24 protein-coding genes are annotated in these 22,948 nt (G+C 38.2%); 8 read left to right on the top strand and 16 right to left on the bottom strand.

What is annotated here, in order from left to right:
- Positions 1 to 735: 735 nt before the first annotated feature.
- The 6 genes from pgsB to ACQKMR_RS07235 all read left to right on the top strand — a co-directional run bounded on the left by pgsB (position 736) and on the right by ACQKMR_RS07235 (position 6,265).
- On the top strand, positions 736 to 1,917 hold the full coding sequence (gene pgsB / locus ACQKMR_RS07260) for a poly-gamma-glutamate synthase PgsB (RefSeq protein WP_427696681.1): 1,182 nt from the start codon (positions 736 to 738) through the stop codon (positions 1,915 to 1,917).
- Between the two features lie 15 nt (positions 1,918 to 1,932).
- Positions 1,933 to 2,382, top strand: a complete 450-nt coding sequence (pgsC, locus tag ACQKMR_RS07255; protein WP_053347415.1) for a poly-gamma-glutamate biosynthesis protein PgsC — start codon at positions 1,933 to 1,935, stop codon at positions 2,380 to 2,382.
- A 10-nt stretch (positions 2,383 to 2,392) separates the two neighbouring features.
- Entirely contained in the window at positions 2,393 to 3,685 is a 1,293-nt protein-coding gene (locus tag ACQKMR_RS07250; RefSeq protein ID WP_427696680.1) for a CapA family protein, read from the top strand.
- 69 nt (positions 3,686 to 3,754) lie between these two features.
- A complete protein-coding gene (locus ACQKMR_RS07245; protein ID WP_427696679.1) occupies positions 3,755 to 5,338 on the top strand; it encodes a gamma-glutamyltransferase family protein in 1,584 nt (527 codons plus the stop codon).
- Positions 5,339 to 5,406: 68 nt separating this feature from the next.
- Complete coding sequence (locus ACQKMR_RS07240; protein ID WP_427696678.1) at positions 5,407 to 5,556, top strand: CapE family protein; 150 nt, start codon at positions 5,407 to 5,409, stop codon at positions 5,554 to 5,556.
- An 85-nt stretch (positions 5,557 to 5,641) separates the two neighbouring features.
- A complete protein-coding gene (locus ACQKMR_RS07235) occupies positions 5,642 to 6,265 on the top strand; it encodes a poly-gamma-glutamate hydrolase family protein (RefSeq protein ID WP_427696677.1) in 624 nt (207 codons plus the stop codon).
- A 67-nt stretch (positions 6,266 to 6,332) separates the two neighbouring features.
- On the opposite strand, the gene ACQKMR_RS07230 is transcribed toward ACQKMR_RS07235, so the two are convergent.
- Positions 6,333 to 7,535 carry an NlpC/P60 family protein gene (locus ACQKMR_RS07230; RefSeq protein WP_427696676.1) on the bottom strand — a complete coding sequence of 401 codons (1,203 nt, stop codon included), beginning with the start codon at positions 7,533 to 7,535 and terminating at the stop codon, positions 6,333 to 6,335.
- A 617-nt stretch (positions 7,536 to 8,152) separates the two neighbouring features.
- On the opposite strand from ACQKMR_RS07230, the gene ACQKMR_RS07225 reads away from it, so the two are divergent.
- Positions 8,153 to 8,446 (top strand): HesB/IscA family protein, encoded by a 294-nt coding sequence (locus ACQKMR_RS07225; protein ID WP_427696675.1) that lies wholly within the window; start codon positions 8,153 to 8,155, stop codon positions 8,444 to 8,446.
- Positions 8,447 to 8,695: 249 nt separating this feature from the next.
- Here the strand turns inward: ACQKMR_RS07225 and ACQKMR_RS07220 are convergent, their stop codons facing one another.
- Together ACQKMR_RS07220 and ACQKMR_RS07215 are read right to left on the bottom strand one after the other, a co-directional pair.
- Positions 8,696 to 10,051, bottom strand: coding sequence for an arsenic transporter (locus ACQKMR_RS07220; protein ID WP_427696674.1), 1,356 nt, complete (start codon positions 10,049 to 10,051; stop codon positions 8,696 to 8,698).
- Positions 10,052 to 10,277: 226 nt separating this feature from the next.
- Positions 10,278 to 10,796 (bottom strand): DJ-1/PfpI family protein, encoded by a 519-nt coding sequence (locus tag ACQKMR_RS07215; protein ID WP_416116094.1) that lies wholly within the window; start codon positions 10,794 to 10,796, stop codon positions 10,278 to 10,280.
- Positions 10,797 to 10,942: 146 nt separating this feature from the next.
- Between ACQKMR_RS07215 and ACQKMR_RS07210 the strand changes: the two genes are divergently transcribed.
- The gene (locus tag ACQKMR_RS07210) at positions 10,943 to 11,335 is read left to right on the top strand and encodes a winged helix-turn-helix transcriptional regulator (RefSeq protein WP_057214669.1); all 393 of its coding nucleotides are present in this window, start codon (positions 10,943 to 10,945) and stop codon (positions 11,333 to 11,335) included.
- A 248-nt stretch (positions 11,336 to 11,583) separates the two neighbouring features.
- On the opposite strand, the gene ACQKMR_RS07205 is transcribed toward ACQKMR_RS07210, so the two are convergent.
- From ACQKMR_RS07205 to phnH, 13 genes are all read right to left on the bottom strand, one after another.
- A complete protein-coding gene (locus tag ACQKMR_RS07205; protein WP_427696673.1) occupies positions 11,584 to 12,378 on the bottom strand; it encodes an alpha/beta fold hydrolase in 795 nt (264 codons plus the stop codon).
- A gap of 5 nt (positions 12,379 to 12,383) precedes the next feature.
- The gene (locus ACQKMR_RS07200) at positions 12,384 to 12,869 is read right to left on the bottom strand and encodes an SRPBCC family protein (protein ID WP_427696672.1); all 486 of its coding nucleotides are present in this window, start codon (positions 12,867 to 12,869) and stop codon (positions 12,384 to 12,386) included.
- 127 nt (positions 12,870 to 12,996) lie between these two features.
- On the bottom strand, positions 12,997 to 13,509 hold the full coding sequence (locus tag ACQKMR_RS07195; RefSeq protein WP_427696671.1) for a YfiT family bacillithiol transferase: 513 nt from the start codon (positions 13,507 to 13,509) through the stop codon (positions 12,997 to 12,999).
- A gap of 410 nt (positions 13,510 to 13,919) precedes the next feature.
- On the bottom strand, positions 13,920 to 14,792 hold the full coding sequence (locus tag ACQKMR_RS07190) for a PhnE/PtxC family ABC transporter permease (RefSeq protein WP_427696670.1): 873 nt from the start codon (positions 14,790 to 14,792) through the stop codon (positions 13,920 to 13,922).
- The gene (locus tag ACQKMR_RS07185) at positions 14,792 to 15,577 is read right to left on the bottom strand and encodes a PhnE/PtxC family ABC transporter permease (RefSeq protein WP_427696669.1); all 786 of its coding nucleotides are present in this window, start codon (positions 15,575 to 15,577) and stop codon (positions 14,792 to 14,794) included. The genes ACQKMR_RS07190 and ACQKMR_RS07185 overlap by 1 nt, the downstream gene beginning before the upstream one ends.
- Positions 15,567 to 16,355, bottom strand: a complete 789-nt coding sequence (phnC, locus tag ACQKMR_RS07180) for a phosphonate ABC transporter ATP-binding protein (protein ID WP_427696668.1) — start codon at positions 16,353 to 16,355, stop codon at positions 15,567 to 15,569. The genes ACQKMR_RS07185 and phnC overlap by 11 nt, the downstream gene beginning before the upstream one ends.
- 40 nt (positions 16,356 to 16,395) lie before the next feature.
- Positions 16,396 to 17,442 (bottom strand): phosphate/phosphite/phosphonate ABC transporter substrate-binding protein, encoded by a 1,047-nt coding sequence (gene phnD, locus ACQKMR_RS07175; protein WP_427696667.1) that lies wholly within the window; start codon positions 17,440 to 17,442, stop codon positions 16,396 to 16,398.
- A gap of 128 nt (positions 17,443 to 17,570) precedes the next feature.
- Positions 17,571 to 18,284 carry a phosphonate C-P lyase system protein PhnL gene (locus ACQKMR_RS07170; RefSeq protein ID WP_053347430.1) on the bottom strand — a complete coding sequence of 238 codons (714 nt, stop codon included), beginning with the start codon at positions 18,282 to 18,284 and terminating at the stop codon, positions 17,571 to 17,573.
- 24 nt (positions 18,285 to 18,308) lie between these two features.
- On the bottom strand, positions 18,309 to 19,487 hold the full coding sequence (gene phnM / locus ACQKMR_RS07165) for a phosphonate metabolism protein PhnM (protein WP_427696666.1): 1,179 nt from the start codon (positions 19,485 to 19,487) through the stop codon (positions 18,309 to 18,311).
- A gap of 31 nt (positions 19,488 to 19,518) precedes the next feature.
- Entirely contained in the window at positions 19,519 to 20,364 is an 846-nt protein-coding gene (locus ACQKMR_RS07160; protein WP_379168239.1) for an ATP-binding cassette domain-containing protein, read from the bottom strand.
- Positions 20,365 to 21,219: an alpha-D-ribose 1-methylphosphonate 5-phosphate C-P-lyase PhnJ gene (locus ACQKMR_RS07155; RefSeq protein ID WP_427696665.1), complete on the bottom strand. Its 855-nt coding sequence runs from the start codon at positions 21,217 to 21,219 to the stop codon at positions 20,365 to 20,367.
- On the bottom strand, positions 21,212 to 22,348 hold the full coding sequence (locus ACQKMR_RS07150; RefSeq protein ID WP_427696664.1) for a carbon-phosphorus lyase complex subunit PhnI: 1,137 nt from the start codon (positions 22,346 to 22,348) through the stop codon (positions 21,212 to 21,214). The genes ACQKMR_RS07155 and ACQKMR_RS07150 overlap by 8 nt, the downstream gene beginning before the upstream one ends.
- On the bottom strand, positions 22,330 to 22,947 hold the full coding sequence (phnH, locus tag ACQKMR_RS07145; RefSeq protein WP_427696663.1) for a phosphonate C-P lyase system protein PhnH: 618 nt from the start codon (positions 22,945 to 22,947) through the stop codon (positions 22,330 to 22,332). The genes ACQKMR_RS07150 and phnH overlap by 19 nt, the downstream gene beginning before the upstream one ends.
- Between the last annotated feature and the right edge of the window lies 1 nt (position 22,948).

The following is a 22,948-nucleotide window of genomic DNA, read 5'->3' as shown; positions in this document are numbered from 1 at the left end:
AATACTCCATAACTAGCGGAGATTTCTTACCCATTATATTATTTTAAAAAATACAAACGGAAAGCTCAGATATCTTCTGAGCTTTTTTTCTTTTTCATTCTTCTATTAACACCATATTAATAGAAGAAACTAGGCATTTTTCCAAAAACAACTTGAATTTAGTTTTTTCTTCATTTTTAAGAAAGAAGTCACTCTATAGCCCCATGGGTATTTTCTATGTAAAAAACCAAAAAACCAAAAAAAAAGAGGGGTGTTCTTTTACTCATCTTTGTTCATATTCAAAAGAGTCCAACTAATTGAGTCGATAGATACAATTTCTTAAATTGAATGACAAATGAATGAATATTGTTACGTAAAGGTCAAGCAAATGGGTATAAACAATTATTGAACTGTAATAAACCTCACTTTCAGAAACAATCCATTATACAAATATAGCCATTAAGAATCGGGTTCAAATACTCATAAAACTACTTTGATGCTAATCAAAATGAGTTTTTATTACACTTTCCATATTTTAGTGGAAACAAACTATGGTTTTAATAATTTTTCAACCGCATCTTTGGACTCATAAAACATATAAATCCTTTAGATACTATTACACTTATATATAGATTTATTTGTAAAATACGATAATAACTATATTGCGATAGAATAATTGACCCTTGCCTATTAAGTTTAAAATCATGTAGTGTGTATTCAGTAATTCAAATATTTGAAAAAAAGAGAGGTTAAAAAATGGCACCAATATTTATTTGTGCGATCTTTTTGCTTGGCTATGGCATTTTCGAACAAAAACGCCATCAGAAGCGTCTCGACTCCATCCCGGTACGTGTGAATGTGAATGGGATTCGAGGGAAATCGACTGTAACACGTCTAATTACAGGTGTGATTCAGGAAGCTAAGTACAAAACAGTAGGTAAAACAACCGGAACATCAGCAAGAATGATCTATTGGTTTACGGACAAAGAAAAACCGATTAAACGCCGTCCAGAGGGACCGAATATCGGAGAGCAACGCCGTGTAGTTAAAGAAGTTGCCGATTTAGGAACAGAAGCACTAGTTTGTGAATGTATGGCTGTACAGCCTGACTATCAACTAATCTTCCAAAATAAAATGATTCAAGCCAACATCGGCGTTATCGTAAATGTACTAGAGGATCATATGGATGTCATGGGACCAACATTGGATGAGGTTGCACAAGCCTTTACAGCAACTATTCCCTATAATGGGCATTTAATAACCATTGAAAGTGAATATTTGGAATTTTTCAAACAAATTGCAAAGGAACGTAATTCGAAAGTAATTGTTGCTGATAATTCAAGAATTTCGGAAGACTTTTTACGCGAATTCGACTATATGGTATTCCCGGATAACGCATCCCTTGCTTTGGCCGTTGCAGAAGCATTGGGTATTGATGAAAAAACGGCTTTCCGTGGCATGTTAAATGCACATCCGGATCCAGGTGCCATGCGTATCACTAAATTCGGAGACCCAATTCAGCCAACTTTCTTTGTAAATGGCTTTGCCGCAAATGACGCGTCATCGACGTTAAACATCTGGGAACGTGTAAGTACGTTTGGATACAGCACAGAAGCTCCTATCGTCATCATGAACTGCCGTGCTGACCGTGTGGACCGTACAGAGCAGTTTGCAAGAGATGTATTGCCGTACATTAAATCTGAAATCGTCATTGCCATTGGTGAAACTACATCACCGATAACCCGGGTATTTGAGCAAGGTAATTTAGATACAAAAGAGTATTGGGATTTAGAAAACTGGTCAACAGAAGAAATCGTAGCCCGTCTCCGCCCATTAATGAAAAACCGAATCGTATACGGTGTCGGTAACATCCATGGTGCAGCAGAACCATTAATTGAAGCATTTATGAAATCTAAAACGAAGCAAAAAGCGAGTTAAGTAGGAGGAACCTTAATGTTTGGATCGGATTTATATGTAGCCCTAGTACTAGGGGTAACGCTTAGCCTTATTTTTTCAGAAAAAACGGGTGTCGTGCCCGCAGGACTTATTGTGCCAGGTTATTTGGCATTAGTATTTGATCAATGGGAAATCATGCTGGTCATCTTGATCATTAGTGTAGTAACTTATTTAATCGTCACTCACGGCCTTTCAAGATGGGTGATTTTATATGGAAGAAGAAAATTTGCAGCTATGATGGTAACTGGAATTTGTTTAAAGCTCCTATTAGATTTCGTCTACCCTGTCATGCCATTTGAAATTTTCGAGTTTCGAGGGATCGGTATAATCGTACCAGGTTTAATAGCGAATACCATTCAAAGACAAGGAATGCCATTAACACTTGGCAGCACACTTCTATTATCCGGTTTAACTTTCGGCTTAATGAACGTGTACTACCTATTCTGAGGTGCATAAAATGAAACGAACTTTAAATGCAAAAGAAAAAACACTTATCTTTATTAAACATACGAAGACAAAGAATCTTAAGTATGCTGGAATCATTCTCCCTATTTTACTAATAGCATTAGTCATCACCACTTGGATGGGACGGGCTGAAGAAGTGAACACAGTCGCTTCAAAATCGGATCAAACATTAACGATGACAATGGTCGGTGATGTGATGATGGGACGATATGTTGAAGAAGTAACGGAAAAGCACGGGTATGATTACCTCTTCCGATATATGAAGCCCTATTTTACCGATTCAGACTATGTCAGTGGGAATTATGAACATCCCGTTTTAAAAGAAGAGGTATCCAACTACAAGGAAGCAGACACGGCCATCAGGTTAAACTCCAATAATAGTGGTGTGAAAGCCGTTAAAGATGCTGGCTTCTCTGTGATGAATTTGGCCAATAACCATATGATGGACTTCGAAGAACGAGGACTGCTTGACACGATTGATGAATTCAAAACTGCGGATATGCACTATGTCGGTGTTGGATCGAACACTACCGAAGCTAAAAATAGCATCGACTATGCGGATGTTAATGGCGTGCGTGTCGCAACACTTGGCTTCACAGATGTTTACGGTAAGGATGCCGTGCCAAAAAGTAATAAAGCTGGGATATTGAACACCAACGTTGATTTATTATTTGAAATGATTGAAAAAGCCAAGGATGCCAAGCAAGGCAACGCAGACTTGGTTGTGGTGAATGTTCACTGGGGAATAGAGTATTCAACATCTACAACCGCTCGTCAAACAGAATTGGCTAAAGCGATAATCGATGCGGGAGCTGATATCATCATCGGCCATCACCCCCATGTCCTTCAATCGTTTGATGTATATAATGACGGAATTATCTTTTATAGTTTAGGAAACTTTGTATTTGACCAAGGTTGGACACGTACAAAGGATTCAGCCATGGTTCAATACCATTTAGCAGAAGACGGACAAGCTACCATTGATGTCGTTCCACTAAAAATTGAGGAGGCAACACCAAGACCAGCTACCTCTTCGATCGACCAATCACGAGTTTACCGCCAGTTGACGAAGGAAACTAGTGAAAAAGTTCAATGGTCTAAAAAAGAGAATCATATCGAGATTACCATGAATCATAAGAAGGTAATTGACCATAAGACACAACGTGAACAAGAAGAAAAAGCAGCGCAAGCAGCACAAGAAGAAAAAGCAGCGAAAGAAAAGAAAGCTGCACAAGAGAAAAAAGAAGTAAAACCTGCACAACAGAACATACAACCCATTCAGTAAGGAACGATTGGATACTACTATGTAAAAAGTGAAACAACTTGGAAGCTCAACGAACAGGGGGAATAATCGATGATTAACCGTATGACGGGAAAAGTATTCATTTCCCTTTGCATGCTCATATATTTAGCTGGATGTTCGAAGACACCCCCTATTTCTGACACGAATGATCCGATAAAGAGTAAAACGGAACAATCATATGGGGTCAGTTCTTCAAACCCAATCGCAATAGATGTCGGGATGGAAATATTGGATAACGGCGGAACGGCGGCGGATGCCGCAATTGCGGTATCCTATGTATTAGGTGTAGTCGAACCTTTTGGATCTGGCGTGGGTGGCGGCGGCGGTATGCTGATTGCCCCTGGATCCGGAGACCCCAATTTTATCGATTATCGTGAATCCTCTCCGGAAGACCCAAGTTCAAGACACAATGCGGGGATTCCTGGCTTAGTAGCCGGCATGCAGGTTATAAGCGATAAGTATGGGAGCGTACCAATGGCAGATCTTCTTCAGCCGGCGATAGATTTGGCTGAAGGCGGGTTTGAAGTGGACGAAACGTTATCATCACGCTTAGAAGCAGCTCAGCCAAGGGTCTATTCCGATAACACTTCACTTTTTTATCCTGATGGTGATGCAATTGAACCAGGCAAAACCCTCATCCAAGAAAGACTTGCTGAAACATTGAAGAAGATTCAACAGGAAGGTCCTGATGGTTTTTATAAAGGGGAAATTGCACGGGATATTAAAAGAAAAACAGACATCGACTTGATGGATTTAAAGCGCTATGAGGTGAAAGAACGTATGCCAGTTCAAGGAACATTTGCCGGTTATGACGTTTTTACCGCCCCTCCTCCCTTTTCCGGGATTACAGTTCTTGAAATGTTAAGGCTCGCCGAGGAAACGAACCTAGGTGATTCTTCAAGCAAATCAGATTATATGAAAATCCTGGGGGGCATCACAAATACTGCTTATCAAGATCGATCAGCATATACGGGTGATGGAATAAGTCACTCTAAGGCTGAACAATTGCTCTCACCCATTCACTTGAATAATCTTAAAAATAAGATCATAAGTGAAAATTGGGAAACTAAAGAAGCGAATGGTTCCGAAGAACATGAAAGCACGACACATTTTGTGATCATAGACAAATATGGAACTGTCGTTTCCGCAACAAATACGCTCAGTAACTTTTTCGGATCTGGTGACTATACGAATGGCTTTTTCCTTAACGATCAATTGAAAAATTTCCGGTCCGGCCTGAATTCTCAAGAGGCATATAAACGGTCAAGAACTTTCACCGCCCCAACCATTCTCAAGAAACCAGGGAAGGAATCGATTGGGATCGGCTCACCCGGCGGTGATAGGATTCCTCAAGTATTGATGCAGGTCCTTTATTCATATACAGAGAATGAAGGCTCATTTCAGGATATCATCGACCGTAATCGGTTCATCTTTGATGGAAAGAAAATCTATACGGAATCCAGGCTTTCGAATGAAATAATATCCAACTTGGAAGATTCAGGATATGAAGTCATTCAGAAGATTTCCCCCATGTATTATGGCGGGGTTCAAGTACTCGTTAAAAACGAGAAAGACGGACGACTATCCGGAGCTGGGGATAAAAGAAGAAATGGAAGCTGGAAAGCGCAGCAATAAAAATGCTTATCCAGCCTCTCCTTTCGAACACCATATGAATTTTAGTAATGCATAAGGGGACTTAGAATATGAATATCGTAAAAAAAATAACAAACTGGGTTATACCTGTTGTTCTTATAGCGGCCCTGCTTGTAACCATGAATATGTTCAAACGCACGGAAACTTTAACACCCGACGAGCAAAATAAAATAGAACAATATACGACTATCGAAAAATAAAAAAAGCTGGGGCATCCCCGCTTTTTTTATTTTTGCTTTCAACGGGTATAGAATGTAAATAGGCTACAGATACGGGAGGATAACCATGAAAAGCTATACTGATTTTGCTGAACTGCAGCAAAATGAACACAAATACCTCGATTACCGCATCATCGTTCATCATAGGATACCTGATATTGCAGTCTTAGCCATACATGGCGGGAATATCGAACCAGGCACTAGCGAGGTTGCTGCCGCCCTTGGAGAAAGGCTTTGTGCAAGCACATATCTATTCGAAGGTCTTAAACCAAGGGGGAACCAGGTACTTCATATAACATCCAACTTATTCAATGAACCGATCGGCGTTTCAATGGCAGCGAACGCACAGACCATCCTTTCCATCCATGGCCACTACGACGTACATAACGCGCTGGTGTACATTGGAGGACGGAATGAACCCTATAAGAACTTGATTCAGCATTCACTCAATGAAGCTGGATTTCAAACTGAAGACGCACCGCAGCACCTTTCCGGCTTGAATGGAAACAACATCACCAACACATCCAAAACAGGTGCAGGCGTGCAATTGGAACTTTCCACGAAGCTTAGAAAAAGCTTATTCAAAGGTAATGACTTTACCAGTAAAAACAGGGTAAATCCATTGGATCTTTTTAATCGGTTCGTTCGTGCCCTTGAAAAAGCGACTCTGGAATATAAGCAGATTGAATGATCTTCCCTATCGTCTTTTTTAAAAAAGAGACTACCAGAAACACTTAAGCAGGCTTCCTATATTCTTCTTAGTTCATAAGGCTTTCAACTTGACCGAAACTTTCGAACTTCTCGGCAAAATAACTTGACGAAAGGTTGGAAATATGAACGCCTGCGTTTTCCGTTGTATTGAGAAAACGGCCATCCCCTAGGAAAATGCCTACATGGGTCACACCCAGCCTTGTACCTGTGTCCCTAAAAAATACTAAATCCCCTGCCTTTGGTTTTTCGATTTTGGGCAGCAATGAGAAGTAGTTCGCTGCGGAACCCCGTTTTACTGAAAGGCCCTGCTCTTTCATGACCCAATAGATGAAGCCGCTGCAATCCATTCCGATCATCGGATCCTCTTCCCCGAAAACAAAGGTGAATCCGCGTAGGGTGTATCCATACTTAATGACATCATATGCTTTATCATATGCAGCTTCTTGGTTTACATAAAACGGATACAACGGGTTGCTGTATAGTTGTAGATACTGTCCTTGCATCAACTCATCAGTCGGTAAAGCGTTACGATTTTTAATCGTATTCGTGGAAATTCCATACTTTTCCGAAATACTTTTAAGCGTTTCACCATTTCGGACGATATGTTCTCCTTTAGGAGTGTATGTTTTATACTCAACTTGGTATTTTGCAAAATAATTTTCTGTGCTGGATCTCACCTGAACCGTTTCTGCACCATATCCAGAATTGACAAATTGGTTTTCGCCGAGATAAATACCTGCAGTCACAACTTTTAAGCTGTCTTTTTCCAGAAAGAATATAATATCTCCAGTTTTCGGAGTGGTGGTATCCATTCCTTGCTTATAAAAGCCATCTACTGTCAGACGGTCGATGGGCACACTTTGCCGGGAAAGCACCCAATGAATCAGTCCGCTGGAATCAAACCCTTTTTCAGGCGTTTCTTCTCCTGCTGTCTTTTTAAACCCTACAAAGGATTTCGCATATTTCGCAATTTGTTTTCCTCTCTCCGACCATTGATAAATGGAAGGAGTATAAGCCGTTTGAATGATCGTCAACTTTTGGCCCACATATAACTGATCATCCGGTAAACCATTCGTTTTCATTAATTGCTCCGTCGATATATCATAAGTCTTGGCAATCGACTCTACCGTGTCTTTAGAGGATACAATATGAACTCGATCAGCCGCTTCAACTTTTACCCCAGATGACAAAGTAAAACCTAATATGACTAGTAATAAAAGCAAAATACTGCCTAATTTTTTTATACCCATTTTAACCCTTCCTTTATAATCAGAAATATTTAATAAAACATACAGTCATCTAGACAAAACACTTGAATCAGATTGATAATTATTTAACTTTTATCTAATACCTTATTCAATATCACAACTTAATGCTTATTACCTATTAATATCGGCGATTATCTTATATCTTTTATCCTATTCTCAATAAAAAAATATATGTTTTTTAGTTTTTTAACAAACTTCTACACTTTCATTAGTTTTTTATACCCATACGACATCATCATATTCTTTTAAATCAAGATCTGGTCGACAAGGATATAAACAACAAAATTCCGAGTGTAAGCTTTTAATTAAACATAAAGAAGGATCTTCTTCTGCTGAAATTCAAGAGACTTCCTCTCTTACCTAATCAGAACACTTCCTAAGAAAAACGGATATAATTTAATGGGGAGGGATTTTATTGAATAAGAATTCTTTAAAACAAAAGGGTATCGAAATACGGAAGGTACATAGTGGATTTTTTCAAGAGGCTTCTCAAATCGTTATATAAAGTGTAAACGTTTTCAATTATGATGTTTATGATAAAGTGGATAGTAAGAGGCTCACTTTCAAATGAAGAGCCTACTGGTATTGGAGTGAACAACTTGATAACAATAACAGTTAAAGCCCAGCAAATAATTAAAGACATGCAGCAAAGTATGGAAGAGGAAACATTTTTGAGATTTGGTGTAAAAAGAGCATGTTGTAACCAAATGAACTATTCATTAAGTTTGACAAGATGTAAAACAGACCAAGAAGTAGAACTGGTTTTACATGATATTAAAATTTTAATCGATCCATCTGATGCCCGTTTTACGGATCAAACAGAAATTGATTATGAAGGCGATGGTTTTTTGATAAATAACCCGAATCCGTTAGTTTCACCATTAATCTATTAGAAGAAAAAGGGTGAACCACAATTGTAGCCTCCCCCTTTTCTCTAAATCTATGTTAGTACTTTAATTAAATCTATGCACATGTGATATCAGAAAATATAGAAACTGTTGTTTATTAAATAACACATGAATATCTGAGCTCAGATCAGTAAGCATTCCTTTATAAGATTTACTTCCTGGGAGTAGAATATCAATCTTTTCACCTTGTAATGAGCCCTCAACACTAATTACTATCCCCTCCTAGGGTATTTATTAGCTAAATACCATTTGCACCCAAAAGTATAATAAAAGCAGCGTCACCACGGTAGTTAAGGGTATGACTATTAGTGATACGTTTAAATAATCTTTCCAATTTATTTTCATTTTATTTTGTTTCAAGATATGCAACCAGATAAGAGAGGCAAGCGTACCAATAGGTAATAACAATGAGCCCATATCACTTCCAATTATATTCGAGAGATAGATCGTCTTTAACGTGATTGGATCAAGTCCCATTTCTGTTAAGGTAATGGTACCAATCATTAAGGCGGGATGATTATTAAAAATGTTTGAAAGAATCGAAACTAATCCTCCCATAACAAAACTCGCACTTAATAACCCTTGGTTTACAATTGGTTCACATATTTGCACGAGTATTTCTGTAAGTCCTACATTATGGAGACCATAAATAATGACATACATAGAGAATGCAAATATCAGAATATGCCATGGAGTCTTTTTTAAGATATCAACAGGATTGGTTCGTAAATGATACCATCTCCATACCAGCAAAGATAAAGACCCAAGTACAGCAACCAATTCAATTGGTATGGAAAGATAAGAAGCAACAAAGAGTAAACAGCGCACCACAAAGACATAGAGCAATACCTTTAACATAAATTTAGTGCGTTCACGTTTTGTTTTAACCATCATCTTTCCCTTTAAAGGATGAAAATTCTTGGTAAAAAAACTATCCTCAATGTCATAAGACAGATTGGGTAATTTTTCGGGCAATTTTTTCTTTACCACTATGAACATCAACCATGACATAAAGATTAAACCCAATGTTGCAGGTACAAACATCATGGCAGTATGCATATAAAGCGACATATGCACAATTTGCAATGCGATTAAATTAACAATGTTACTAACCCCAATAGGTGCGCTAGAAGCAGTTGCGATCAGTGCTCCGCTCAAAAGATATGGAATGGCTTCATGCGGTTTCAGTCTAAGATTTTTCAGAAGCAAAATCAATATGGGTGTCGTAATCATGATACTACCATCGTTATTAAATAACAGGGTCATTAAAAAACATAATAATTGAATGTACCAATATAGGCGATATCCTGAACCTTTAGCAAGGGTAGCAAGCTTTGCAGCCGCCCAATGAAAAAAACCGAAACTTTCTAGTATGACAGCCATGACGATCGTTGCAATAATGGTGATTGATGCGCCCCCGATTTTATTGATAATATCCAAAATATCTCCACGTGATACTATGCCAGTTAGTAAAATAATACCTGCACCAATTGAAGCTGGCCAAGCTTCATTTATACCTCCTGGCCGCCATAATATGACTATCATTGTCATGACGAACACAAAGATAGTCATTCCAATTTCGATATGCATGTTATTCTCTCCTTTTCGGGCCTTGAGCCATTGGACCCTACTTGTCCGATTCCTATATATATATTCCCCCTTATTAAAAAAGCACAAGATACTAAACCAATTCTTCTAAATTGTACCTTTGTACTTCTAGTAAAAATGTCCTCTAAAAATAGAAAAACCCTTGAATTCTATAGAATCCAGGGTTCACATGGGGAATAATACGATTTATGTTGCTGTAAGCAAAGATTTAGCGTAATGCTGCAGCTAAGCTTTCACCAAATTCTTTAGCTCCATCTGGGCCGTCACCTGTGATAATATCATCATGTGCAACGACATGTTGTTCAACATATTCAACATGATTAGCTTTCAATTCGTCAATTTGGACATCTACTGGGTAACATGCTGCATTTCGTCCAGAAAGTAAACCTGTTTTAGCTACAGTTACAGATCCTGCACAAATTCCTGTGACAAGAACTTTTTGCTCGTGAGCTTGTTTCAAGTAGCTTTGTAATTCTTGATTGCCCCATAGATGATCGTTCGTACCAGATCCTCCAATTACAGCTATTGCATCAAAATCACTGGCTGAAACGTCAGAAAAGATCACTTCTGCATTTGCCTTACCTTGATAGTCACCAGTAATCTCACCTGTTTTTGTACTAGCAATCGTTACTGTAACGCCTGCATTTTCTAATACTTCTTTTGGTTGAAATAATTCATCTTCATTAAAACGTTCTGGTGGTATAATAAGTAATGCTTTTTTACTCATATATGTCTTCCTCCTAATAATTGAAATAGATTGTCTGTCTGACTACTCATATTTTAGCGCTGGTTATAGACGTTGTGAAGAACGCACTTTTATGTGCGGAGGTTACCTAAAAGTTACTGGTAAAATAAAAAAGGAGCTAAATATCTATGTCAGAAACATTAAGAGATGAAATCAAAGAAAAAATCTTAAATGGCTATTATAATTGCGAAAAAGAACTTACTTTATCAATTTTCAGCGGCAAATGGAAGATCGTTATTTTATGGCATTTAGGGGTAGAAGGCACACACCGATTCAGTGACTTACAAAGACTTTTCCCAAAAATATCTCATAAAATCTTAACGAATCAATTGCGTGAACTTATAGAAGATGGTGTTGTTCACCGAGAAGTTTATCCTGAAGTTCCTCCAAAAGTTGAATATTCCATGACTGAACTTGGAATGACTTTACTGCCAATTGTTGAAATGATGTATGAGTGGGGAAAAAACAGGATGAATGAAATCAAACAAGAAATGCATTCTGAAAATGATAAGAACAATTAATGCATTCGTTTATTTACATAAAAGTAGACCGACAATGAGATATGTGTCGGTCTCAGTTTGTAGACAAAAGTGGTTCTATCTAAATTTTATAACAAAGTTGATTGGAGCGGAAGGTGCGAGACTCCTGCGGGAAAAGCGCGTCTTGGGGAGACCCCGCAGGCGAAAGCCGAGGAGGCTCCCGGACCGCCCGCGGAAAGCGAGTGCCCTACGTTCCAATCAACGTTCAAATTTTGAAGCACCAATTAGTTCTAAGATAATACATTTTTTGTAAGGTTCTTAAAGTCGGAAACCATATCAATGAATGTATCTTTCTCTTCCAAATAGGGGAAATGGTTACTTTCTTCGAAAATGTAGAGCTTTGAATTTATTAAACCTTCACTTATCTCTTCAGAAAAAACCAAGGGACATTGAGCATCGTATCTCCCACAATAAACAATTGCAGGAACTTTAACCTGAGAAAGTTCATTTTGAATGTGATAGCTAGGTAAATCAACAAAGGAATAATAATCCAATCTTTTTTGTACAACTTTTCCACTGCTCGGTTTCAAAAAGTATTCATTTCGTTTTTCAACATTGTACAAAGACATATTCGTCCATGCCTCATTAGCAATTCTTCGCTCTTCATATGTAGAGTTAGAAGACTTTAAAATGGAGAAAATCTCTTTCAATTTGGCATTTAGAGGACTCCGTTGACTGTACATACTGCCCTCGTGCTCCATATATTTGTTAGAAGCAGTTGCTCCGCCAACCAATAATGTTTTTAGAGAGTCGGGATATCTCGTTGCATAAACCAAACCTAGCATTCCGCCAGTTGAATGTCCTGCAAAGCTCCATGTTTTATATTGCAGAGCTTCTCTAATAGCCTCTAAATCTTTAGTGGCTTCTTGCATACTTAGTTCTTCTTCTCTCACTTCTTTGCAAGAGTTTCCTGCCCCTTTTAAATTTATGAGATATACAGTAAATTCATCTACAAAAACGTTTGCAAAGTAATACCCTAACTCAGTAAACTCACTATATAAATGAGTAATACATCGATAGCGCATTCTTTTTATTCTTCAATCTGATTGACTACGATAATATACTTCTCATGCAATTTTTCCCATTCACCTTTTGGAAAGTCGATATAATGACCAGCAAGTAAAGTACTCAGCATTTCGAGGCATACATGCCATCCTGCCAAATCTTTTGATGTATGGGCACTTAATGTGGGGATAGATTCTTTTAATACTAATAAACAACCATCAGTTTGCGGGGATAACTCGAAACGAACCCAGCCGTCACCCCATTCGAATTCTAGGACGGAATGTTTTTGGAAGTCTCTTATCTTAATATCAAAAGATGAGCCAGAACCATCATTCATATTAAATTTAATGGTCCCTTCTTTTCCAAGTTCCTCAATTTCAAGATTCGACATCCATTTTTCTAACTTATCATTTTCTGTTATAGCGGCCCAGACCTTTTCTACAGGGTGATTGAGTAAACGTTCAAAGCGAGCGATAATTCCACCTTCACCTTTTTCAATTACTGCTAGCATATGTAATTCCTCCTCATTCAAATTGTTTAAGCATGCAGATCAATATTTGCGGTTGGATTCTACCCAATGTGTTTTTATCACAGAAAACAGTTGATGACTCTTTACTTTCCAACAGATCCACTTACCATCACTGACGCTTTGATAACGAAGTAATATGAGCAAGGTGATGTCGACCATGCCACGAGTAAATACCTATATTTTCACCTACTGAAACTTCTCCTGAATCCGGATGGATAAATGTTTTTTTCAGGTCAGCTGAATTAAGACTATATAAAAGTTTGCCCCATCGCATATGTACCGCTTCAAGTAGGGATAGCGAAATATCAACTGGCAATTTATTATCAGGAAGCTCTGCCCACTTCCCTTCATCATAAGGCTTAATGACAGGATTATTTTCCGTAAGAGCCAATTTAAAGCGAATATAAGCATTCATATGACTATCCGCAAGATGATGCACGACTTGGCGAACAGTCCATCCGTCCGTACGATAAGCCGTATCAAGCTGTTCTTCATCCTTGTTTCGTACAGCCTCTCGCAACAATCCAGGCAAAGCCTCAATCTCCTTTATCCAGCCCTCAGTCACACTTTTCGTTATCTCCCCTTCAAACTGAAACTTCCCTATTGGGTATCTTGCTTCCATCTTTATTTCCTCCTGGTTTTTATAAAAATCTTAACAATAGCACCTTTATTACATTCTTTATCCTTACCATTAAATCCTTTATGCCTACATATCTTCTCTTTTCTGACAACCTTTTCTTTTCGAATCCAAACCAAAAAGGCTGGCGCAGCAGCCTTGATATTGCAGGTATACTATTTGGAGCTACTTCATAGACCCGGCAATTTCTATCATTTTCTTCATAGGCATCACCGAACTATACATTTCTATATACGTTCCTTCTTGTACCAAACGAAGTAAACAACCAGTAATCTTTCCCATCTAATTAAATAGCCTAAAGGGCGTTTTATTTTTTGTCTTAGCATTTGCACCCTAATTTCTAGGCTGATTCGACGTCGTTTTCATTTCATGTCTCCCTAGCCAGTCTTCCTCTATCAAGATAATACTTTTAGTTTCCTTTTGATATGTGTTGCGAAGATTTCAAGACAGATTGCAATTATTAGGATAAAATAAGTGATTGCTCCAATTTCACTCAAGTCAAAGTAAAATCCACTTGCCATAAACATATCGAAGCCGATTCCTCCCGCGCCTGCAGCTGCGCCCATTGCGACCGCAACTGCAAAATTGATTTCAAAGCGCATGAAAGTCCATGAAATGATATAAGTAATCGAAGATGGAATGACTACTTGGAAAACGATCTGCCACCAATTCGCACCGCTTGCTTGTAGGGCTTCAATAGCACCTTTATCAATTTCTTCGAAGGATTCTGAGTAGGCCTTTACAAGGTAACTAATTGAGTGAAACGTCATTCCTATAACTGCCGCTACACTACCTAATCCTGCTGCGACTGCAAAAATGAGGACCCACAACACAGTTGGAACGGCTCTAATCAAGGCAACCGTTCCCTTTATCACAATCGATAATGGCTTAGTCGAGATATTTCCAGCCGCTAAAAGTCCCAACATCAGGGCAATGATTGCACCAAATATTGTCGTTAAGAAAGCTAAACCTAATGTAATCGACACCTGATAAAGTGCTTGAGTAAAGGTAAAGTGCTTCAGATGCGGCTCAAAAAACATGATCTTCAAATTGTCCATAGTCAATAATAGTGCGTCCAGTAGTTTAACATCCTTATAATCAAAACTGACAAATGCGTACATAGTCAAAATCGCAAGGATCAGAACACTCAACCTTATAACGATCGTAGATTTTGAGAAGGGCTTTTTGGATAGTAGAACAAGTAGCCGTTTATCTAAATCCTGGCCAGTATGAGAGGGAAATGGTTTGATAGGACCTTCTGCCTGCATTATAAAATCACCCTCCTCACGTAATTTGAGATATATTCAATACATAAAATCGAAATAATAATCGTGATGACGACAAGACTAGCAATGTCATAATTCAAGTTTTTATAATACAGATTAAACGTAAAACCAATACCTGATCCTGTAAGCAGTCCGACTAATGTTGCATTTCTTATATTTGTTTCAATCATAAAAAGAACCCAACTAATCATTTGCGGGATTGTTGAAGGAATAACAGACTGCGAAATAATAGTTAGATAGCTTGCACCAGTTGCCTGCAAAGCTTCTACGGAACTACTGCTTACTTCATCGATCGTTTCTATAAAGGCTCTTGTTAAAAAACCGAAAGATCCGAAAAACAAAGCAAAATAACCGGTTAAGGAACTTTGTCCAAATGAAAATAACAAGACCAGCGCCCATATTGAGACATCAATATTTCTAAATAAAACCGCTATCCCACGGCTAAAACCTCCGAAAAAAGCATTCACTCTTGTAGTATTAGAACCCAAAGTAGCAAATACAAAGGCCAATATTCCAGCGAGTGTCGTTGCAGCAATAGAAATTAAAAGTGTTTCTTTCAGCTTTATCAAAATGTCTGGCAGTTTAGTCAGGGAATCCTTTGTTGGATAAAAATTCGATAACGACCATTGTATAGCCTTAGGAACGGAGGTAAATCCTTTTGCCATGCTGAATTCTGTAATGATAATAGAAACAACCATCGCAGCCCCAATAATCAAAAACAATACAAGCGAATTTCTTCTCTTTTTTGCAAAAATATCAGCCGACATGGGAACCTCCCAAATCAAAAATCAACTTTCCTTCATCTGACCCATAAATCTGATGGATATCACTCGAGGTTATATTTTGAGATGTGCCATTGAAAACAATCTTGCCACTATTCACACCAATAATTCGATCCGAATATTTTAGAGCAACATCGACTTGATGCAGATTAACTACTACTGTGATTCCCATGGATGTACAGATATTCCTTAAATGATCCATGATCACTTTGGATGAATTCGGATCTAGAGAGGCAATCGGTTCATCACATAAAAGCAATTTAGGATTTTGGATAAGTGCCCGCGCAATACCAACACGCTGTTTCTGGCCACCGCTCAATTGATCAGACCTTTTATAGATTTGATCTTCCAGTCCGAGAATTTGGAGAATATTAGCAGCCTGAAGTTTCTCATCTTCACTGTACAGACCAAGGATACCTGCCAGTGTAGATTTATAGCCTAATCGTCCATGCAAGGTATTTTCAATCACACTGAGTCTATTTACCAGATTGTAATGTTGAAAAATCATCCCTATTTTCCTCCGGACTTTCTTTAACTCCCTTTTATTTAACTCGTATACATGATCATTATCAAAAATAATATCTCCACTAGAAGCATCAATCATCCTATTAATGCACCGAAGAAGAGTTGATTTTCCTGCTCCAGATGGCCCTATGATAGAAACGAACTCTCCTTCTTTCACAGAGAAGTCAATATTGGATAACGCTTTTGTATCATTTCCAAAGTGTTTTGAGACATTTTTCACTTCCAATAATGTTGTCATGTATTATCCCCCTACATTTTACTACTTTAGGATCTGCAAATTATTTAGATAATTCCCGAATTGGATTGAACCAGTCATCCTCAACTTGCACCAATCTTTCTTTTCCGCTTACCTTTTTAAATAGACCTGATAACTTAGAGTCCTCTGGTACAAAAACTTTCTCGTTATTTGCTATTTCATCAGACATCAAAGTTTCAAGAATTTTTTCACGTGTTTCCTCACTAACTAATTCGGTATTAACCACGAAGGGTGCATTCAAAACTGGAGTCACTGAAATGAGTGAGAATTCTTTGTCTACAACTGTGTTAAAGGGTTCAGCTGCATCCTTCTTTACCTTATACACAGCACCTGCTTTATTCTCTTCTCCATCTGCCAGCTCCACATAATTATTAACACATGTGTCACAAAAAGCTGCCACGTCTGCTCTCCCAGTCAAAAGATTTACAGCCGAACCTTGATGGGAACCACCATAAAGTACTTCACTAAAGAATTTATCCTTCCCGCCTTCTAATAAATCCTCGGCCTTTAATTCCTTAAACTTATCTTTTTGAGAAAAATAATCAACGATTCCTGTGGAAGGAACTTTGAAACCAGATGTAGAGCTATTTGATACGAAAGAGAATTTTTTTCCTTGGATATCGTCTATGATATATTCGTCGTTAATTTTATAGTCCTCTGCATTTTGAACAGCCAGCCAGCTATTGTAGACAGCATCATCCAAGGTTCCTGATTCACCGCTTGGAACAACTAGAGATTGAACCTTATCATTTTTGTTTTTTGCTTCAATATATCCTTGTGCTCCTAGGAATGCTAAATCAGCGTTTCCATTAGCAATTGCCTCGATTGCAATATTATAATCTGTTGTGGTCTTATGTTCGACTTTCTTTCCTGTGGCTTCTTCTAAGATCCGCCCGATTTCATCGCGGGCTTCCCCTAAATCTTCCCCAGATTCATTTGGCAGCCACGCTATTGTTAATGTATCATCTTCTTGTCCCTTAGCATTATCTCCTGTTGAACTACTAGAAGAACAGCCTGTAAACACCACCAAAATTACAAACATCAAGATGGACATAATCGATTTTTTCATGTTAAATCTTCCCTCCAATTTAAAAAATCATTTCTTATTTCAATAACTATCAATTTAACAATACAGGTACAATACTAACCTGCCATTAAGCAAACCGAATATTCAGTAAAGTTCCCGTGAAGTAATCGTTAAATTTTTTGAATAGCTTGATTAAAACATCCATTCTGTATGCTATATTCTTTATTTACTAACCGATTCATGAACTCCAAGTCATGAAAAATACCTAGCATGGTCGTTCCTTCTTTCATTAGCTGTTCTAGCAGGGTTTTCACCTTCAATTTAGAATCGTGATCCAAACTTGCTGTTGGTTCATCCAACAAGAGGAGCCGTGGCCTTTTTACCATTGCTCTTGCTATATTTAACCTTAGCTTCTCTCCTCCTGAAAAAGTAGCAGGGTAACTGTCCCGCAGCTCTTTTCCTATTTCAAAGTGGTCGAGGATTTTTTCTGTTTCCATATTGGCTATTTCTCTAGATTGTCCCATTTCAAGGATAGCCTCGGTTACGAGCTGCCTTGCTGTAGTTCTTGGCATGACATTTAAAAATTGAGAAACATAGCCTATCTCATGCTTACGTAGGTAAATCATTTCTCTTTCTGTAGCTTTTGCTAGATTAATCGGACCATAGTGGGAAGACTCATACCAGATGTCTCCTTCTTGAACCCGATAGGTACCATAAATCGATTTTAAGATCGTCGATTTTCCGCTGCCACTCTTGCCTGTAATGCCAATAAATTCACCTTTTTTCACTCGAATCGTAATATTGTTAACTGCTTGAATGTCTTTGCATTGATTATGTAAAATAAAAGACTTGGATAAATCTTTAATATCTAATATGTTTTCCACTTTGCCACCCGCTTTCTAAAAAATTTATATCCTGTAATTAGTCTTTTGAATCAATTTTCCATCTACAATCACACTTGTTATCACAGGAAAATCACCAGAAATTTTTTCAATAATAAGTATGTCAGCCTTTTTCCCTTCATGAATCGATCCAATTTCGTCATCCATTTTGACTGCCTTTGCAGGATTAATCGTAACTAGCTTAAACATGTCAACAAGATCCATCCCATGGTTATCCACTAATTCAAACATTGAATGTAGGAGGGCTGCAGGGTAATAATCACTGCATAATATGTCTATGCTTCCATCTTGAATGGCTTCAGAGGCACTTAAGTTCCCACTGTGAGAACCTCCCAAAAGCACATTTGGTGCACCCGCTATTGTATACATCCCCATCTCATGTGCCTTACGGGCAATCTCAAGTGTGATTGGAAATTCACTTATATTCGTTCCAAAGCTGTGAACTAATTCAAGCTTCTCTTTCGAATCATCATCATGTGAGGCAACTGCAATATTGTTTTCTCTTGCTAGCAGTGCAATTTCTTTCATTCTTTCAATCGTCAGCTTTTCTTTCACTTGATGAGTCTGGATCATTACATCAATAGCTTCATCACTATAATCGTTATACCCTCTTAAAGTGTTTCGATAAATCTCTAGATGTCTATATTGTCCTTGACCTGGAGTGTGGTCCATGAATGAGACTAGATGCACTTTCTTTTCCGAAATATATTCTTTTAAATTATCAATATCCTCCAAATTATCTATTTCATAACGGGCATGAAACCGATGACGGACTAGGTGCTTCATCTTATGTGTTTGATCAATTAAGTCAATAAGCTTTCTTACATTCTCAGGCTCCCGAATTGGCTTATATGCGTATTCAGTTGATTTATAGAGAGATAGAGAGTGAAACATGGTCGTAATCCCATGCGTAATCAGTTCCTTTTCTGTTTCTCTTAAGCTCAAATGAAAATTCATTAAAGATGTAGGGCGCGGTGCAGTCATATGTTCAATGTAATCCGAATGGAGATCAATAAAACCAGGTGTAACATATCCACCCAAAGCGTCCAGCACTTCCATCTCAGGACTCGTTTCGATTTCTCCCACAGGTGCAATTCTGCAAATTTTATCATCCTTAATTAAGAGATCATGGCCTATCAATATCAAGTTCTCCGTTATAATTCTCCCATTTTTAATCAGCAACAATGTCTCTTCCCCCATTTTCCTTTAGTTTCTTTTACAGCAGCGAATGTACTAATTGTTGGGTATAAGGATGCTGTGGATCTTCGAGTATTTGATCTGTTAATCCTCGCTCGATTACTTTACCCTCCAGCATAACAAGCGTACGGTCTGCAAGCATTCGGATTACACCCAAATCATGAGAAACCAGTACAATACTAATATTCAAATCTCTTTGGAGGCCTTTAATTAAATCCAATACACTTGCTTGAACTGATAAATCTAAACCTGTGGTTACCTCATCCAAAAGCAGTATGGGTGGATTGTTAGACAATGCTTTGGCTATCTGGACCCTTTGCTGCATACCACCAGAAAAATTCTTTGGTTCTTCTTTCATTCTATGAATGGGAATATTCACTTCTTCAAGGAGCTCGGCACCTCTTGTTTCCATGCTGCCAACATGTCTATTCCCAGCTGAAATTAACTTCTCAGCAATATTGCCAATCGAGGAGAAATTCATTTTCAATCCTAGAATAGGGTTTTGATAAACCTTCCCCATTAGGTGGTTTCGAACATATCTTTTTTTCTGAGCAGACTCTATGAATAAATTCTTTTTTCCATCTTCAAAGCCAGCCACATACATTTCTCCATCGGTTACTTCTTCGTCAAAATACAAACTCTTCATTAAAGTGGATTTGCCACTGCCACTCTCTCCTACAATTCCGAGAACTTCACCTTGATACAAATCAAACGTCACATCTCTACAGGCATAAACCGTTCCGCATTCGTGACAATAGTTTTTAGTCATCTTTCCTAATTTCATATTTTTGCATGTTGAACATCCGTTTCCAAACTGTTTGTTCATCTGTTTAACTGATAATACGGGTACTTCAAGTACAGACATTTATTTCACTCCCAATGATTGTTTTTGATTGACTATTTCAAGACAATTGCTTGTATCATTACATTGGAAATACGTTTCTCCTGTATCCTCATCAATAAGTTCATCTAAAAACACATCATTGGAACTGCAGAGAATACAAGTATGATTTGTAAAGGACTCTATTTCAAATTCATAATCATCAAATGCTAAAGATGATACCTTTGTATAAGGAGGTACAGCATATACCTTTTTCTCCCTACCTGCGCCTAACAAAATGAGCGCTTCACTATAGTCTAGCTTTGCATTATCAAATCTCGGAATTGGACTTGGTGCCATGACATACCTGTCGTGAACCATTACCGGATGGTCTGCATCTGTCGCCATTATTCCGTACTTCATAATTTGTTCAAATAACATAAGCCATGCCCCACTATACTCTCTCTCAGCATGAAGCTTTTTCGTTTCATGTTCGCTTGGCTCAAAATCCCTTAAAGGTTCAGGTAACGGAACTTGAAGAATTAAAATCTGATCTTGTTGTAACGGCAATTCAGGCACCCTGTGTCTCGACTGGATTAAAGATGCATCAGCTGTGCTATCCGTTGTCCTTACCCCAGTAGTGTCTGATACGAGTTTTTTTATGTTAACGGCATTAACGGATTCATCCGAGCCTTGGTCGATCACTTTAAGAACGTCATCCTTTCCGATTAATGACAATGTCAACTGAAGGCCACCTGTGCCCCAACCACGCCCAATCGGCATTTCCCTAGAAGCGAATGGAACTTGATAACCGGGAATAGCAATCGCCTTTAAGGTTGCCCTTCTAATTTCTCGTTTCGATCCTTCATCAAAGAAGGCAAAATTATAGGTTTTATTCATGCAATCCCACCTCCTGCTCTGTGGTCTGATCTTTCGACTTTCGAATACTATCCAGTTTGGATTGAAACGTAACATAATGAGGCATCTTCAAATGGGAGATGAAACCCGTTGATTCCACTGAATCTATATGATAAAGAACGAATTCCTCGTTATGACTTGGAAATTCATTGTTTGGTCTTTCAAGGCAATTATCTAAAATTCCCATTGCTATTGCTTTTGTTTCATTTTGTCCCATACACATGCCATAGCCAACTTCAAACTCTATTTCTTTTTTGCCTTGTTCTTTCTCTACCGTTAGCGGAATGAGCATCTCTACTTCCGTCGCTGTGAAATCTCCAATATAATAGCTATCTTCCTCTTGACCTTCGTCCAGCGGATGATCGAGATAGACAGGCAGCTGACCTACGCGTAACTCTCCTACTGTCGGGTGCAGGGCACCATATCCACGAATTACTGCATAAGCTAGTGATGTTACTGCACCTGTTTGGCCTCTTGTTAGAATTTGTAAGCGTTCACTCCGCTTTGAAGGAAACTCTAGACTCTTCCTTGTAACATCTCTAGGCTGCAAATCATTGTTTTCACAGCTTGCTAATAAGCCTTCACTTCTTAAATAGTCCAAAACTTTAGGTAAATTGTTTAAATCATCCAGGTGCTTCTGATTATATTCTGTTGAACGATTCTCTTCTTGATAAGCCCGTAACCAATCTTGAATGCTTTTATCCGATTCTTTTTCCAACTCCGAATCTAGTAACCGATGTGTATAATCTGTCGTAGCACCCAAAATCTGTCCGCCAGGTACATCCTTAAAACTGGCTGAAATCCTGCGCACTACTTTCATATTTTCAGAACTGATAATTCGTGAAACATGTTTTCGCGGCAAAGTTGATCGATAGGCTCTTAAGAGGAAAACAGCTTCTTCCGGATTGCCTTCAGCTTGTTTAATTGCAATTGCAGACAGTGATTGATCATACAAACTGCTTTCGGACATAACCTGATCAATTAACCCTCTCATGCCAGCTTCTATCTTATGTAGCTCTATTGCCGTCCCTTTATGAACTCTTTCATACTTTAAGCGTTTTATGGATTCCTCAATGGCCTTTGTTCCGCCCTTTACTGCAACATATCCCATTTAATCTCACCCCCATTTTCTTTGATTTGAGTAGTTCTCGGTAAAGCTATTAAACGATCTTGTTCATCCACAAAATACATATCGATTCCTAAAGGAAATTCTATGTTTTTTTCGTTTCTTACACTCATCCAGGTGGAGACATCTGGGAGGCATATAAAAGACTCCTGATGAATTCCTGGTCCTGAAAGGATCATTGAGTCCCCTTTTGTTACATCCGAGACTTCTAGAATAATCATTGCTGATTCATGAGGATTCAACAGATTTCCTACCTTTGCTTTATTCATTGCGTCTTTCCTTTGCTCCTTGGAAGCATCCTGTAAAATAAAGATAAAATCTGCTTCTGACAAATCAGCAGCCTTTGAATAGGTAAGCTGATTAATCATTCTTGACACTATCTCCTCTTCCTTTGAAACAATCTTAAAAGTGACTTCTGGGTCAAGTACCGTGAGTGCAAGTAGGAAAGTAGAAGATAAGCATTCCATTTGAACATCCAACATCTTAGCTTCCCTCTCCAAAACCACTAAAGTACCAGGTCTTGAAGTCGCCTCCACAAGCTTTCTATAAACAGTCTGTATATCATGAACTACATCCAAATTCATC

It is taken from the genome of Peribacillus sp. NPDC096540 (assembly GCF_050278525.1).
In the GTDB taxonomy this organism is placed as follows: Bacteria; Bacillota; Bacilli; order Bacillales; family DSM-1321; genus Peribacillus.
The sequence above is the reverse complement of the archived record's forward strand: the minus strand, read 5'-3'. Positions and strand labels throughout refer to the sequence as shown.